This window comes from Streptomyces sp. NBC_01410 (assembly GCF_045040195.1).
Classification (GTDB): domain Bacteria; phylum Actinomycetota; class Actinomycetes; order Streptomycetales; family Streptomycetaceae; genus Streptomyces.
In genome coordinates, this window is the sequence record NZ_CP109530.1 from 2,556,359 (window position 1) to 2,570,384 (window position 14,026).

The 14,026-nt window shown below is 71.2% G+C and carries 13 protein-coding genes; 9 read left to right on the top strand and 4 right to left on the bottom strand.

What is annotated here, in order from left to right:
- Positions 1-218: 218 nt before the first annotated feature.
- Positions 219-2,378: an MMPL family transporter gene (locus OG741_RS11760; protein ID WP_405596802.1), complete on the top strand. Its 2,160-nt coding sequence runs from the start codon at positions 219-221 to the stop codon at positions 2,376-2,378.
- Positions 2,379-2,459: 81 nt separating this feature from the next.
- Here OG741_RS11760 and glnA read toward each other — a convergent pair whose 3' ends face one another.
- Positions 2,460-3,821: a type I glutamate--ammonia ligase gene (glnA, locus tag OG741_RS11765; RefSeq protein ID WP_405596803.1), complete on the bottom strand. Its 1,362-nt coding sequence runs from the start codon at positions 3,819-3,821 to the stop codon at positions 2,460-2,462.
- Between the two features lie 237 nt (positions 3,822-4,058).
- On the opposite strand from glnA, the gene OG741_RS11770 reads away from it, so the two are divergent.
- The 3 genes from OG741_RS11770 to OG741_RS11780 are packed head-to-tail and all read left to right on the top strand — an operon-like array spanning position 4,059 to position 5,827.
- A complete protein-coding gene (locus tag OG741_RS11770; protein WP_405596805.1) occupies positions 4,059-4,451 on the top strand; it encodes a hypothetical protein in 393 nt (130 codons plus the stop codon).
- Positions 4,452-4,508: 57 nt separating this feature from the next.
- A complete protein-coding gene (locus OG741_RS11775) occupies positions 4,509-5,150 on the top strand; it encodes a DUF3105 domain-containing protein (RefSeq protein ID WP_405596807.1) in 642 nt (213 codons plus the stop codon).
- 5 nt (positions 5,151-5,155) lie between these two features.
- The gene (locus OG741_RS11780) at positions 5,156-5,827 is read left to right on the top strand and encodes a DUF305 domain-containing protein (protein WP_405596808.1); all 672 of its coding nucleotides are present in this window, start codon (positions 5,156-5,158) and stop codon (positions 5,825-5,827) included.
- A 239-nt stretch (positions 5,828-6,066) separates the two neighbouring features.
- Here the strand turns inward: OG741_RS11780 and OG741_RS11785 are convergent, their stop codons facing one another.
- Positions 6,067-6,495 carry a DUF5990 family protein gene (locus tag OG741_RS11785; protein WP_405596809.1) on the bottom strand — a complete coding sequence of 143 codons (429 nt, stop codon included), beginning with the start codon at positions 6,493-6,495 and terminating at the stop codon, positions 6,067-6,069.
- A 109-nt stretch (positions 6,496-6,604) separates the two neighbouring features.
- Between OG741_RS11785 and OG741_RS11790 the strand changes: the two genes are divergently transcribed.
- The gene (locus OG741_RS11790) at positions 6,605-7,024 is read left to right on the top strand and encodes a CBS domain-containing protein (protein WP_266477093.1); all 420 of its coding nucleotides are present in this window, start codon (positions 6,605-6,607) and stop codon (positions 7,022-7,024) included.
- On the opposite strand, the gene OG741_RS11795 is transcribed toward OG741_RS11790, so the two are convergent.
- Together OG741_RS11795 and OG741_RS11800 are read right to left on the bottom strand one after the other, a co-directional pair.
- Entirely contained in the window at positions 7,009-7,884 is an 876-nt protein-coding gene (locus OG741_RS11795) for an alpha/beta fold hydrolase (protein ID WP_405596810.1), read from the bottom strand. The genes OG741_RS11790 and OG741_RS11795 overlap by 16 nt on opposite strands.
- A gap of 162 nt (positions 7,885-8,046) precedes the next feature.
- Positions 8,047-8,955: an NADP-dependent oxidoreductase gene (locus tag OG741_RS11800; protein ID WP_405596811.1), complete on the bottom strand. Its 909-nt coding sequence runs from the start codon at positions 8,953-8,955 to the stop codon at positions 8,047-8,049.
- A gap of 161 nt (positions 8,956-9,116) precedes the next feature.
- Between OG741_RS11800 and OG741_RS11805 the strand changes: the two genes are divergently transcribed.
- The 4 genes from OG741_RS11805 to OG741_RS11820 all read left to right on the top strand — a co-directional run bounded on the left by OG741_RS11805 (position 9,117) and on the right by OG741_RS11820 (position 13,905).
- Positions 9,117-9,737 carry a TetR/AcrR family transcriptional regulator gene (locus tag OG741_RS11805; protein WP_405596812.1) on the top strand — a complete coding sequence of 207 codons (621 nt, stop codon included), beginning with the start codon at positions 9,117-9,119 and terminating at the stop codon, positions 9,735-9,737.
- A 127-nt stretch (positions 9,738-9,864) separates the two neighbouring features.
- Entirely contained in the window at positions 9,865-10,317 is a 453-nt protein-coding gene (locus tag OG741_RS11810) for a hypothetical protein (RefSeq protein WP_405596814.1), read from the top strand.
- A gap of 105 nt (positions 10,318-10,422) precedes the next feature.
- The gene (locus OG741_RS11815; protein ID WP_405596816.1) at positions 10,423-12,033 is read left to right on the top strand and encodes a multicopper oxidase family protein; all 1,611 of its coding nucleotides are present in this window, start codon (positions 10,423-10,425) and stop codon (positions 12,031-12,033) included.
- A 114-nt stretch (positions 12,034-12,147) separates the two neighbouring features.
- Positions 12,148-13,905: an NAD+ synthase gene (locus OG741_RS11820; protein ID WP_405596817.1), complete on the top strand. Its 1,758-nt coding sequence runs from the start codon at positions 12,148-12,150 to the stop codon at positions 13,903-13,905.
- The last annotated feature ends 121 nt before the right edge of the window (positions 13,906-14,026 follow it).

Genomic DNA, 14,026 nt, shown 5'->3' on the forward strand with positions numbered 1-14,026 from the left:
CGGGCGCAGTCACCCGCCCGCGGGCGGATGCCCGACTCCCCCGCCGGGGGGAGGTGCCGCCGCGTTGTCCCCGTCCCGCGCGGGAGCCCCCGTCCCGTCCGGTGGCGGGGGACAGCACCGGCGCCGGAAACCCACGATGGAACCGCTCACAACTCCTGCCTCCAGCGCGCCACCGGCCGGCGGCGGACAGCGGCCATCTCACGGGAGCCCACACAGCCATGAACCGATTCACCCGTCGCATCGGCAGCGCGAGCGCCCGCCGACCATGGGTCACCATCGCCACCTGGGCGGTTGCCCTCCTCCTCGTACTGCCCCTGGCCGCAACCGTCGGCGGCTCGTTCGTCGACGACCTGGTCGCTCCCGGCAGCCAGAGCGAGGAGGCGATGGAGCTGCTCGAAGAGCGCTTCCCGGAAGCGTCCGGCGGCAGTGCCATGGCGGTCTTCGCCGTGCCGGAGGGGGAGCGGCTGGAGCGCCACCGGCCTGCCGTCGACGCCGCGGTCGCCCGGATCGCCGGCGTGGAACACGTCGCCACCGCGGCCGGCCCCTTCACCGCCGGCACGCTCTCGCCGGACGGACGTATCGGCTTCGCCCGGATCACGTTCGACGTGCCCGCGATGGAAGTGGACCCCAAGGAGATCGAGGCTCTGACCGACGCGATCGAGCCCGCACGCGGGGACGGCGTCGTCGTCGAGCTGGGCGGTGACGCCGTCTTCATCAACGCCGAGACAGAGACCTCGGGCGCGGAGGCGGCGGGCCTGCTGACCGGACTGGTCATCCTGGTGGTGGCGTTCGGCACGATCCTGGCCGCGCTGGTGCCGATCGTGCTCGCCCTGGTGGCCGTCGCCGCGGGCCTGGGCAGCGTCATGCTGCTGGCCAACGCGCTGGACGTCTCGACCGCCGCCCCCACGATCGGCGCGATGATCGGCCTGGGCGTCGGCATCGACTACGCCCTGTTCATCGTGGCCCGTCACCGCGAGAACCGCGCCGCCGGCCAGGACAACAGCGCCGCGCTGTCGAACGCCATGGGGTCCTCGGGCGCGGCCGTCCTGTTCGCCGGCGGCACCGTCATCGTGGCGATGGCCGCTCTCGGGCTGACCGGCCTGGGCTTCCTGACGTCGATCGGCCTGAGTACCGCCCTGGTCGTTCTCTTCGCCGTGGCGACCGCCCTGACATTGCTGCCCGCCCTGCTGTCACTCCTGGGCGAGCGTGTCCACAAAAGGAGCCGCCGCGGCCGCAAGCGCCCTGTGAAGAAGGCCGAGGACACGGCATGGTGGCGCTTCGCCCACCGTGTGTCCGCCCGGCCGTGGCGCTACCTGCTCGCCGCGTCCGCGGTCCTGCTCGCACTCGCCGCCCCCGCGCTGCGCATGGAGACCGGCTTCCCCGACGCCGGCGACGACTCCACCAGCACCACCCACCGCCGCGCCTACGACCTGCTGGCCGAGGGCTTCGGCCCGGGCTTCAACGCCCCTCTGCTGATCGTCGCCGACCTGACCCGCCCCGGCGCGGAGGCCGAGGACGTGCCCGCTCTGTCCCGGCGCATCGCCGCCGACCCCGGCATCGCCACGGTCGGCGAGCCACAGACTTCCGCGGCCGGGGACACCGTCGTGCTGTCCATGTTCCCCACCACCGCCCCCGCCGACGCCGAGACCTCCCTGACCCTTGAACGCGTCCGTGACCTCGTCCCCGACAACGTCGCCGTATCCGGCCTGACCGCCATGACCGACGACCTCACCGAGCAACTCGCCGACACCCTGCCGGTCTTCATCGCCGCGATCCTGGCAGCGTCGTTCCTGCTGCTGATGGTGGTGTTCCGCTCCGTCGCACTGCCGCTGAAGGCCGCCCTGGTCAACCTGTTGTCCATCGGCGGGGCATACGGCGTGGTGGTCGCCGTCTTCCAGTGGGGCTGGCTCGGGGGCCTGTTCAACCTGCAGGACACCTTCCTCATCGCCTCGCCCATGCCGACGATCTTCTTCGCGGTCCTGTTCGGACTGTCCATGGACTACGAGGTGTTCCTGCTCTCTCGCGTCCGCGAGGAGTACGCCGCCACGGGCGACACCACCGAGTCGGTGGCACGCGGCATGGCGGCCACGGGCCGTGTGATCACCTCTGCCGCACTGATCATGGCGGTGGTGTTCCTCAGCTTCGTCGCCAACCCGTCGCCGCTCGTGAAGATGATGGGCCTGGGCCTGGCGACCGCGATCGTGCTCGACGCGACGATCGTCCGCATGGTGCTCGTACCCGCGGCGATGGCGCTGATGGGGCGAGCGACCTGGTGGCTGCCCCGCTGGCTCGACGCTCGGCTGCCCCACATCGGCGTCGAGGACGCCGAGCAGCCTCACCCCGAGCCGGTACTCGCTCCCGCGCCCGCGAGCCGCTGAAGTCTCCCAGGAGCGGTACGGCTCACCGCAGAGAGGGCCGACGGTCACCAGCCGCCGGCCCTCTCTGGTGCCACAACCCGCTTACAGCACCGGAAGGTTCTTGCGCAGCTCGAAGGCCGTGACCTCGCTGCGGTACTCCTCCCACTCCTGCTTCTTGTTGCGGAGGAAGAAGTCGAAGACGTGCTCGCCCAGCGTCTCGGCGACCAGCTCGCTCCGCTCCATCAGCGTGATCGCCTCGCCCAGGTTCTGCGGCAGCGGCTCGATCCCCATCGCCCTGCGCTCCGCGTCCGACAGCGCCCACACGTCGTCGTCCGCCCCGGCCGGGAGTTCGTAGCCCTCCTCGATGCCCTTCAGGCCCGCGGCGAGCAGCACCGCGTACGTCAGATACGGGTTCGCGCCGGAGTCGATGGAGCGGACCTCGACGCGGGCCGAGCCCGTCTTGCCCGGCTTGTACATCGGGACGCGGATCAGCGCCGAGCGGTTGTTGTGGCCCCAGCAGATGTACGAGGGGGCCTCGCCGCCCGCGCCCGCGCTGCGGGCCGAGCCGCCCCAGATGCGCTTGTAGGAGTTCACCCACTGGTTCGTGACGGCCGAGATCTCCGCCGCGTGCGTGAGCAGGCCCGCGATGAAGGAGCGGCCGACCTTGGAGAGCTGGTATTCGGAGCCGGACTCGTAGAAGGCGTTCCGGTCTCCCTCGAAGAGGGAGAGGTGGGTGTGCATCCCAGAGCCGGGATACTCACTGAACGGCTTCGGCATAAAGGTCGCCTGGACGCCCTGCTCCAGCGCGACCTGCTTCATGACCAGGCGGAAGGTCATGATGTTGTCGGCCGTGGAGAGCGCGTCCGCGTACCGCAGGTCGATCTCCTGCTGGCCCGGCGCGCCCTCGTGGTGGCTGAACTCCACCGAGATGCCCATGGATTCGAGCATGGTGATCGCCTGGCGGCGGAAGTCCATGCCGACGTTCTGCGGGGTGTGGTCGAAATAGCCGGAGTTGTCGGCGGGGGTGGGCCGGGTGCCGTCCAGCGGCTTGTTCTTCAGCAGGAAGAACTCGATCTCCGGGTGGGTGTAGAAGGTGAAGCCGAGGTCGGAGGTCTTGGCAAGGATCCGCTTCAGCACATAGCGCGGGTCCGCGAAGGACGGCGAGCCGTCCGGCATCAGGATGTCGCAGAACATCCGCGCTGTGCCCGGGGCCTCGGCCCGCCACGGCAGAATCTGGAAGGTGCTGGGATCCGGCTTGGCGATCATGTCGGACTCGTAGACCCGCGCGAAGCCCTCGATCGCGGAGCCGTCGAAGCCGATGCCCTCGTCGAAGGCCTGCTCCAGCTCGGCGGGGGCCACCGCGACCGACTTCAGAAAGCCGAGCACATCGGTGAACCACAGGCGCACGAAGCGGATGTCGCGCTCCTCGAGGGTACGGAGCACAAATTCCTGCTGCTTATCCATTTCCACCCATCCTTGCTGGTCAAGCCGCCTGCTCCGCACGAGCATGCCATCCGCGGGTTTCAGGCGCGTTGCGCGCCTCGTCCCACGGCCATCTGTACCGGCTGAGCCCATTGTGGGTCAGAGCCCGCGGCGAGACGACCCTGAGGCCCCTGCCAACCCGTCCGGTACGGCGGGCGATGGCTTTTTGGCGGCCCCGTATGAGGTGCCGGAGGCGCCCGCACACTACGATCTGCGCCCATGGGGGGTCCGCGGCTCAACCACATCGCGCACACCGCGCGTCCCATGGCACTGCTCAGTGCCGTGGCGACGCTCCTCGGCGCGCTCTTCATCTGTCTGAGCCCGCCCGCCGAGCACCACGCCGCCGCCTCCGCGACCGGCGCCTCGTCCGGCTCCACGTCCGCGCCCGGCGATGCGGCGGCCGAGTACACCTGCCCGTACGACAAGGGCGCCTGCGGCCTGATGCCGCTCGTCAAACCGGCCGTACTCACCGCGCCCCCGCTGGACGCGCCGGTCGAGGCCGGGGCACAGCCCCAGCACCTCGGCGCACCGCCCGCCGGGACCTCGCTGCCCCGCTCGGGGGCGCAGCCGCGGGCTCCCAGCCTCCACGTCCTTCAAGTGCTGCGGACCTGAGCGGTCCCGCCTCCCCCACAGCCCCTTGATCACTTCATTGACGAAGGACGACACATCATGGCTACCCGCACCAACGACCGCAAGGCCCGAATAGAGCAGATGCGCCGCGCCGAGCAGGCCCGCGAGCGCCGCAGCCGCATCATCACGATCGCCGTCAGCGGTGTCGTCGTGGCCGGTCTCGTCGGCTTCGGCGTCTACGTGCTCAACAAGGAGTCGGACAACAAGGACCGGAAGGTCGCCGAGGCCAAGGCTCCTGTCACCGGCGAGAAGAGCTGGGACGCGAAGAAGCTCGGCCGCACGCACGTCACCAAGGCGGTCACCTACCCGATGAAGCCGCCGGTCGGCGGCGACCACAACCAGGTGTGGATGAACTGCAACGGCGACGTCTACAAGGAGCCGATCCCCGACATCAACGCCGTGCACTCGCTGGAGCACGGCGCGGTCTGGGTCACGTACAACGACAAGGCTTCGGCGGGCGACGTGAGCAAGCTGAGCGAGAAGGTCAAGAAGACCCCGTACACGCTGATGAGCCCGTTCAAGGACCAGGCCGGTCCGATCATGCTGAGCGCATGGGGCAAGCAGGTGACGGTCGACAGCGCGAGCGACCCGCGCGTGAGCCAGTTCTTCACCAAGTACGTGCAGGGCCCGCAGACTCCCGAGCCGGGCGCCGCGTGCACCAACGGACTGGGCGGCAAATGATCCGCATGACGCGTACGCACTGGGCCGCGATCGCGGCCGTCGTGCTCGCGCTGCTCTTCGCCGGGGCCGCGACGGTGGCCTCGGCGGGGGGCGGCGGCGACACCACATCGCGTACGCCGTCCGCGGATTCGGCCGATGCGGGCTTCGCGCGGGACATGTCGGTCCATCACCAGCAGGCGGTGGAGATGTCGTTCATCGTCCGGGACCGTACGCAGGACGACGAGGTGCGCCGGCTCGCGTACGACATCGCCAACACCCAGGCCAACCAGCGGGGCATGATGCTGGGCTGGCTGGACCTGTGGGGGCTGCCGAAGCTGGCGGCGGACCGTGAGCCGATGGCCTGGATGACCGGGGAGGGCGCGCACGGCGGGTCCGGACACTCCGCGCACGGCGGGTCGTCCGAGGCCGGGGACGGTGCCCTGATGCCGGGCATGGCGACCAGGGCGGACCTGGACCGGCTGGGCAAGGCCGACGGCAAGCAGGCCGAGATCGAGTACCTCCAGCTGATGATCGTCCACCACAACGGCGGGATCTCGATGGCGGAGGGCTGCGCGAAGCAGTGCACGGTCGGCCCTCAGAAGGCGCTGGCGGAGGGCATGGTGGCGGCGCAGCGCTCGGAGGTCGAACTGATGGTGGACCTGCTGCACAAGCGGGGCGCGGAGGTTCGTACGTCGTAGACCGCTGCCTTAAACCGGGGCTCCGCCCCGGACCCCGCGCCTCAAACGCCGGCGGGGCTGGATTGTGCGGCTCGGCCGCATCTTCAGCCCGTCCGGCGTTTGAGGACATGCGGCCGAAGGTCGCATACGGGGAGGTTGGGGGTCCCCCCGGACGGAGTCTGGGGGAGGGCGGGTCGGGGACAAGCCCGCCGCAGGCGCACCCCGCACCCGGCACCCGGCACCCGGCACCCGGCACCCGCCTAGCTTCCCGCGCGCCACACGATCCGCGGCGGGCGCACCCCCGCGCACAACGGCATGCCCGCCCCGTCCGTCAGCCCCAGCCCCGCCTCCGCCGCGCCGCCCTTCACCGCCTCCACCGGCACGTCCGCGAGAAAGAGCTTCGCCCGCCGGAACATCGCGAACGATCCGCCCGGCGGCAGCTCACCCCACGTCAGGTAGACGAAGCGCTCACCGCGCCGCCCCTGTACGTACGGCCCGCGGAAGTCGGCCGTGCCGTCGGGCGCCGTGACGGTCTCGACGGGGATCTCGAACACCGCCTCGGCCGCGTCGGCGCGCACCAGCTGGTCGGGCTCGCTGCCGCGCTGCGTACCGACGTGAACGTGGCGGTACTCGCCGCACGAGCTGCCGGGCAGCTCGCGGCCCGTGATCCGCAGGGTCAGCCGTGCCATGTCCGAAGGCTCCTTCCGCGAGCTCAGCCTGCTGCGGTCGCGTACTCCGAACGGCCCAATGACAATGGGTTCGCTCGGGCCGTCAAGGCATGCCAGGAGGTACGAAGCCATGACCACAGCCAGAGACATCATGCACCCCGGGGCCCAGTGGATCCCCGCGCACGAGACCCTCGACCGGGCCGCGCAGCTGATGCGGCAGCTCAATGTGGGTGCGCTGCCCATCGCCGACTCCAACGAGCGGCTCTGCGGCATTCTCACCGACCGTGACATCGTCGTCGGCTGTGTGGCCATGGGCCACGACCCTTCGCAGGTCACCGCGGGCGACATGGCCAAGGGCACGCCGCGCTGGATCGACGCGGGCTCCGACGTGGGCGAGGTGCTTCAGGAGATGCAGGGCCACCAGATCCGCCGGCTGCCGGTGATCGAGAACAAGCGGCTCGTGGGGATGATCAGCGAGGCCGATCTGGCCCAGCATCTGTCCGACGCGCAGATCCACGCCTTTGTGGAGCGGGTCTACGCGAACGGCTGAGGCCATGTCGTGCGTACGGCCCGTCCGGCGCTCGCCACAGCCGGTCCGTCGAGGATCGCCCGGGCCACCGCTTCCGGGCGGTCCAGCATCACGAGGTGGCCCGCCGGTGCGACCGTCTCGAAGCGGGCGCCGAGCAGCTGGGCGAGGGCGTGCTGGCGCTCCATCCAGCGCTCGCCCGCGGCGTTCGCGGCGAGCACGGTGACCGGGACGTCGGGGAGGGCGTACCGCTCGCGCAGGCCGAGGAGTTCGGCGGCGACCGCGCGGTAGTGGGTGTTCTCCAGGAGGCCGCCCTGCAGCACCCGTGAGGTGGCGTAGCAGCGGCGTACGAGCGCGGCCGGGGCCGGGTCGCCGCCGCCGGTGCGGGAGAGGCGGACCACGGCGCGGCGGGTGAGCGGGCCGAGCGCGGCGGGGACTCCGGCGGCGGACAGTGCCGTGCCGAGTGCGCGGGCCGCGGCGGTGCGCACCGCGGGCGCGGCGGGCACGCGCGCGTGCTCCTCGACGGACGAGTCGAGGAGGACGACGGATGCGGTGCGGGCGGGGTGCAGCCGGGCGAAGGCCTCGGCGTGGAACCCGGCGATCGAGTGCCCTACGACGGTGGCGGGCCCGTCCAGACCGAGTGCGTCCAGTACGCCCGCGATGCGGTGGGCCTCGCCCGCCGCGGACGGCGGCACGGTGGCGGGGCCGCTCAGTCCGTGCCCGGGCCGGTCGAAGCGGACGACGGTGCGGTGCGGGGCGAGCAGTGGGACGACGGGGTCCCAGTCGAACCAGCTCATCGCGAGCCCGGCGCTCAGTACGCAGACCGGTCCGCTGCCCTCGACGACCACATGGTGCGGCACGTCTCCCACTCGTACGAACGTCAACGTCGCTCCTCCTCCCGCGCCAACGACGGCGCGAGCACCGGAGGCAAGCCTGCCACGAACCGAGGTGCCGTTGACGAACGGCTCCCAAGTGACAACTGCCGGGTGCCGCAGCCCTTGTCGGGCCGTGGCACCCGCTCTTCGCTCCTCACCGGCCCGGCCGGGTCACGGCAACAGGATGATCTTTCCGTCGTTGCGGCGGGCTTCGACGTCGGCGTGTGCCCGGGCCGCCTCCGCCAGCGGGTAGGTCCGCCAGACCGGCACGGTGAGCTTGCCGGAGGCGGCCAGCTCGGCCAGCACGGGCAGGGACTCGGGGAAGCGGTCGGCCGGGTCCATGCCGGTGAAACGCACCCCGTGCTGCGCGAACGACGGGTCGGCGATGGTGATGACACGGGCCGCATCCCCGACGAGGGTCACGGAGTCGGCGAGCACGCCGGCGCCGGAAGCGTCGAAGACGCGGTCCACACCGCCCGGGGCGGCGGCCTTGACCCGTTCGACCCAGCCGTCGCCGTAGGGGACGGCCGTGGCACCGAGCGCGGCGACTCGCTCTATGTCGTCCTCGGCGACTGTGCCGACAACAGTGACGCCCTGGGCGGCGGCCAGCTGGACGGCGATCGTGCCGACGCTGCCGCCGGCACCGTGGACGAGCAGCGTCTGGCCCGCCTGGACACCGAGGTGCTTCAGCGCGCGGAACGCGGCCTCACCGACGGTGATCAGTGCGGCTGTGGTTTCCCAGGACAGTGCCTCGGGCTTGGCCACCGGCCGGTCCAGCAGCGCGTGCTCGCTGTAGCCGCCGACGGAGGCGACCCCGAAGACCTCGTCCCCCACGGCGGCGCTCGCTCCGTCGCCGACGGAGTCGACGACGCCGGCCACGTCCCATCCCGGGGTCATCGGGAACTCGACGGGAAAGAAGCCGTCCATCAGTCCGGCGCGGATCCGCGCGTCGATCGGGTTGACGGCGCCGGCCCGCACCCGGATCCGGACCTGCCCCGGCCCCGGCTGGGGGGTCTCGACCTGCGAGACGGTGAGCACGTCCGGGGCGCCGTATGCCGAGAAGGTGATCGCTGTAGACATCGGGGACTCCCTGAGGGACAGAGACAGCACACGAGCTGATTCATCCAGTCCGTATGATTGCCATTCCTGTGTATCACACAGAGCGTATGATTGCGAGAGTGCTGCCGGTAAGCCCGCCGGGCATCACACGTCGCGTATGATTTACATGGAATGATGGGCACATGCCCGAAGAACCGACGCCTGCCTGGGCCCGCCGCCCGTCGATCAGCAACCCCCGGGTCCAGCGCACCCGCGCCCGCATCCTGACCGTGGCCCGTGAGCTGCTGCCGGAGGTCGGGCCCACCGGCCTGACGTATGCCCTGCTGGCCGAACGGGCCTCCGTGACCCGGCAGACCCTCTACCGCCACTGGCCCACCCGCGCCGCCCTGCTCTTCGACCTGATCCTGGAAGGCCCCGACGTGGGCTACCCCGAGCCCGGCGACGACCTGCGCACGGTCGCCACCGCATGGCTGACCAGCCTTCGGGCGGGCCTGACCGACCCGGCCACCCGCCCCGCGGTACTGGCCGTCACCGCCCAGGCCGACTACGACACCGACAGCGCCCAGGCCCTCACACGCATCGGGACCGATCGGCTCGCAGCCCTCAACAAGCTCCTGGAACCGTCAGGCCGCCAGATCACCGCCGACGAATACACCCTGCTCTTCGGACCGGTCATGTCCCGCCTCTTCTTCGACCGACGGGACGTCACCGACGAGTTCATCGACGCCGTCGTCACCCAGTGGCTCACCACCGTCGACCGCACACCCCCGCCCGGCCCTGACACGGAGAAGACTCCGTCGTGACCACCATGGGCTGACCGCGACCCCACGTCGGCGGATACGGGCGCCGCTGCAAGCCGGCGCCGAACGCGGATCACCGGGCGTGTGTGCCCGCGCTCGACGCATACCGGGTGGGGGTAAGCTGCGGACCATGGTGATCGGTCGGCCCGCGCGGTTCGGACAGCTGTTGCTGTTCATGGCGCTGCTGTTCGGCATCGCCACGATGCACACGCTCGGCCACCCGGTCGCGAATCACGGCGGGGGCGCGGCGGGGCACGTGGCCGCACCCTCGCACGAGGTCGGCACGACGGGCGCCGTGAACCCCGTCGCCATGGCGAATCCCGGACACCACCACGCCGCCGACCCTGCCGAGGCCCAACCCCCGTACGCCGGGCCGAAGGTGCCCGGCATGGGCATGGATCCGATGAGCGTCTGCCTCGCCGTGCTGGACACCTTCACGTTCGTCCTGCTCGTCGCCGGACTGCTGCGCACCGACATCGGCGCGCTGCTCGCGGGCTGTCACGCCCGGATACTCCGCGCCCTGCGGCCCAACCCGCCTCCCCGCAAGACCCTCCTCGCCAGGCTGTCGGTGCTGCGGATCTAGAGGTCGGCCCGCTGCCCGGAAACCGCCGCGCCGCGAGCGGTGCACCGGAAGCAGCAGACGCGCCCATCCGCACGCATCACCACACACCACGAGGTGCTCTCAGTCATGCGCACTCACCCCACCGTCCCCACCCGCCGCACCGTCCTCGGTGCGGCAATCGCCGCCGCCGGCACGGGAGTTCTGGCCGCCTGTTCCGGATCGCCGGGCACGGACCATGGATCGATGAACCACGGCGCCGCCGCGGAGGCGGGCCCGAAGGGCTATGTCAGCCCCGACGGCCCCGAGGTCGCGGCCGCCGAGGCGAAGCGGGGCTCCGGCCCCGTCCGCGCCGTGAAGCTGACGGCCACGCCCACCCCGCTGGACCTCGGCGGCGGGCTCACGGTCACGTCCTGGGCGTACGGCGACCGGCTGCCCGGCCAGGAGGTCCGCGTCACGGCGGGCGACACGCTCGCGCTCACCCTCGCCAACCATCTGCCGCAGTCCACCTCACTGCACTGGCACGGCCTCGCCCTGCGCAATGACATGGACGGCGTCCCCGGCCTCACCCAGAACCCGGTCAGGCCGGGCGGCTCCTTCGACTACCGCTTCACGGTCCCGGACCCGGGGACGTACTGGATCCATCCGCACTCGGGCGTCCAGCAGGACCGCGGGCTTTACGCCCCGCTGATCGTGGAGGACCCGAGGGAACCCCTGGCGTACGACAAGGAGTGGGTCGTCGTCCTCGACGACTGGGTCGACGGCGTCGACGGTTCCACGCCCGAGGGGGTGCTGGCCGAGCTGAGGCACGGAATGGCCGGACACTCCGGCGCGGACATGCCGATGGACATGCCGATGGAGACGCCGTCCCCGAGCGCGAGGGCGAAGAGCCCGTCCCGGATGATGATGGGCGCGACCAGCAAACTGCTCGGCGGCGACGCGGGCGATGTCGCGTATCCGTACTACCTGGTCAACGGGCGCACGGCCGAGGCTCCCTCGGTCTTCAGGGCCCGCCCGGGCGACCGGATCCGGCTGCGCATCATCAACGCCGGCGGGGACACCCCGTTCCGGGTGGCACTCGGCGGCCATGAGCTGACGATCACCCACACCGACGGCTTCCCCGTCCGGCACGCCAAGGCCGACTCCCTGATCCTGGGCATGGGCGAGCGGTACGACGTGCTGGTGACCGCGGGCGACGGCGTCTTCCCGCTCACGGCGGTCGCGGAGGGCAAGGACGCACCGGGCAGGGAGGCGGCCGCGATGGCGCTGCTCCGCACCGGCGGCGGCAGCGCACCCACCGCCTCCGTACGTCCCGAGGAGCTGTCCGGCAGGCTGCTGACCCCCAACCGGCTCAGGGCGGACGAGTCCGTCGCCCTTTCCGCGCGGAAGCCGGACCGCCTGATCCGGCTGCGCCTGACGGGCAGCATGACGAAGTACAACTGGGCCTTCAACGGCAAGCCCTACACCCCGGGCGAGCGCCATCCGGTCCGGGCGGGCGAGCGGGTCCGGCTGATCTTCTTCAACAGCACGAAGATGTGGCACCCGATCCACCTCCACGGCCACACCTTCGCCCTGGCGAAGGTCCCGGGCGGCCCCCGCAAGGACACCGCGGGCCTCCTGCCGAACAGGACGGTGGTGGTGGACTTCGACGCCGACAACCCGGGCCTGTGGATGACCCACTGCCACAACGTCTACCACTCGGAGTCGGGGATGATGACGGTCCTCGGGTACCGGAAGTAGCACCCCGGGGCGCCCCACGGAGCAGTACGTGGGGCGCCGCTCGGGCCGGTACGTGGGGCGTCCCACATCTCCCCGCCGGGACATCGCGTCAGAAAGACGATTACACTGGGCCGCGTGCCTCAACTACGCCTCGCTCTGAATCAGATCGACTCGACGGTCGGCGATCTCGCCGGCAACGCCGAGGCGATCGTGCACTGGACCCGGCACTCCGCCGAGCAGGGGGCGCATCTCGTCGCCTTCCCCGAGATGGTGCTGACCGGCTATCCCGTCGAGGATCTGGCCCTGCGGTCGTCCTTCGTGGAAGCCTCCCGGGCCGCCCTGCGCGCGCTCGCCGTGCGCCTCGACGAGGAGGGCTTCGGCGAGCTGCCGGTCGTCGTCGGCTACCTCGACCGCTCCGAGCGGGCCCAGCCCCGCTACGGGCAGCCCGCGGGCGCACCCCAGAACGCCGGGGCCGTGCTGCACCGCGGCGAGGTGGTATTGACCTTCGCCAAGCACCATCTGCCCAACTACGGCGTCTTCGACGAGTTCCGCTACTTCGTGCCGGGCGACACCATGCCGGTGATCCGTGTGCACGGGGTCGACGTGGCGCTCGCGATCTGCGAGGACCTCTGGCAGGACGGCGGCCGGGTCCCGGCCACCCGTTCCGCCGGGGCCGGGCTGCTGATCTCGATCAACGCCTCGCCGTACGAGCAGAACAAGGACGACACCCGTCTGGAGCTGGTGCGCAAGCGCGCGCAGGAGGCGGGCTGCACCACCGCCTATCTGGCCATGATCGGCGGGCAGGACGAGCTGGTCTTCGACGGCGACTCGATCGTCGTCGACGCGGCAGGCGAAGTCGTCGCGCGGGCCCCGCAGTTCGCCGAGGGCAGCGTCGTACTGGATCTGGAGCTGCCCGCGGCCTCGGCCGAGCCGCCCTCGGGCGTGGTGGACGACGGGCTGCGCATCGAGCGCGTCGTCCTCTCCGAGGAGCCCGTCGAGGCGTACGAGGCCGAGCTGACCGGCGGCTATGCCGAGCGGCTCGACGACGACGAGGAGGTGTACTCCGCGCTGGTCGTGGGACTGCGCGCGTACGCGGCCAAGAACGGCTTCCGTTCGGTGCTGATCGGGCTGTCCGGCGGCATCGACTCCGCGCTGGTCGCGGCGATCGCCTGCGACGCGGTCGGCGCGCAGAACGTGTACGGCATCTCGATGCCGTCGAAGTACTCCTCGGACCACTCCAAGGGCGACGCGGCCGAGCTGGCGCGCCGTACCGGTCTCAACTTCCGCACCGTACCGATCGAGCCGATGTTCGACGCGTACATGGGCTCGCTCTCCCTGACCGGTCTCGCCGAGGAGAACCTCCAGTCGCGGCTGCGCGGCACGATGCTGATGGCGGTCTCCAACCAGGAGGGCCACATCGTGCTCGCGCCGGGCAACAAGTCCGAGCTGGCGGTGGGCTATTCGACGCTCTACGGCGACTCGGTGGGCGCGTACGGGCCGATCAAGGACGTCTACAAGACCTCGATCTTCCGGCTCGCGAAGTGGCGCAACCGCGCCGCCGAGGAGCGCGGGCAGGTCCCGCCGATCCCCGAGGCCTCGATCACCAAGCCGCCGAGCGCGGAGCTGCGCCCGGGGCAGGTCGACACCGACTCACTGCCCGACTACGACGTACTGGACCGGATCCTGGAGCTGTACGTCGACCGGGACCAGGGCAAGGACGCGATCGTGGCGACGGGTTTCGACGAGGAGTTGGTCGCCAAGACACTGCGGATGGTGGACACGGCGGAGTACAAGCGGCGCCAGTACCCGCCGGGCACGAAGATCTCGGCGAAGGGCTTCGGCAAGGACCGGCGGCTGCCGATCACGAACCGCTGGCGGGAGACGACGCACTGAGCTGCTGGTCCGGGGTGCGGGGGGCTCCGCCTGCGGCGATGACGCGGGAGGCCCCCTTCGCCGGTCGCTGCCAGCGTTGGCGACGGCCCCCTCGCGGGGGCTCCGCGGACCCCCGCGCCTG

Coding starts and splice junctions, on each gene's coding strand:
- OG741_RS11800 (WP_405596811.1), bottom strand. CDS start 8,955: ATGTCTACAGCGATCACCTTCTCGGCATACGGCGCCCCGGACGTGCTC.
- OG741_RS11775 (WP_405596807.1), top strand. CDS start 4,509: ATGGCTACCCGCACCAACGACCGCAAGGCCCGAATAGAGCAGATGCGC.
- OG741_RS11815 (WP_405596816.1), top strand. CDS start 10,423: ATGCGCACTCACCCCACCGTCCCCACCCGCCGCACCGTCCTCGGTGCG.
- glnA (WP_405596803.1), bottom strand. CDS start 3,821: ATGGATAAGCAGCAGGAATTTGTGCTCCGTACCCTCGAGGAGCGCGAC.
- OG741_RS11785 (WP_405596809.1), bottom strand. CDS start 6,495: ATGGCACGGCTGACCCTGCGGATCACGGGCCGCGAGCTGCCCGGCAGC.
- OG741_RS11770 (WP_405596805.1), top strand. CDS start 4,059: ATGGGGGGTCCGCGGCTCAACCACATCGCGCACACCGCGCGTCCCATG.
- OG741_RS11790 (WP_266477093.1), top strand. CDS start 6,605: ATGACCACAGCCAGAGACATCATGCACCCCGGGGCCCAGTGGATCCCC.
- OG741_RS11810 (WP_405596814.1), top strand. CDS start 9,865: ATGGTGATCGGTCGGCCCGCGCGGTTCGGACAGCTGTTGCTGTTCATG.
- OG741_RS11805 (WP_405596812.1), top strand. CDS start 9,117: ATGCCCGAAGAACCGACGCCTGCCTGGGCCCGCCGCCCGTCGATCAGC.
- OG741_RS11760 (WP_405596802.1), top strand. CDS start 219: ATGAACCGATTCACCCGTCGCATCGGCAGCGCGAGCGCCCGCCGACCA.
- OG741_RS11780 (WP_405596808.1), top strand. CDS start 5,156: ATGACGCGTACGCACTGGGCCGCGATCGCGGCCGTCGTGCTCGCGCTG.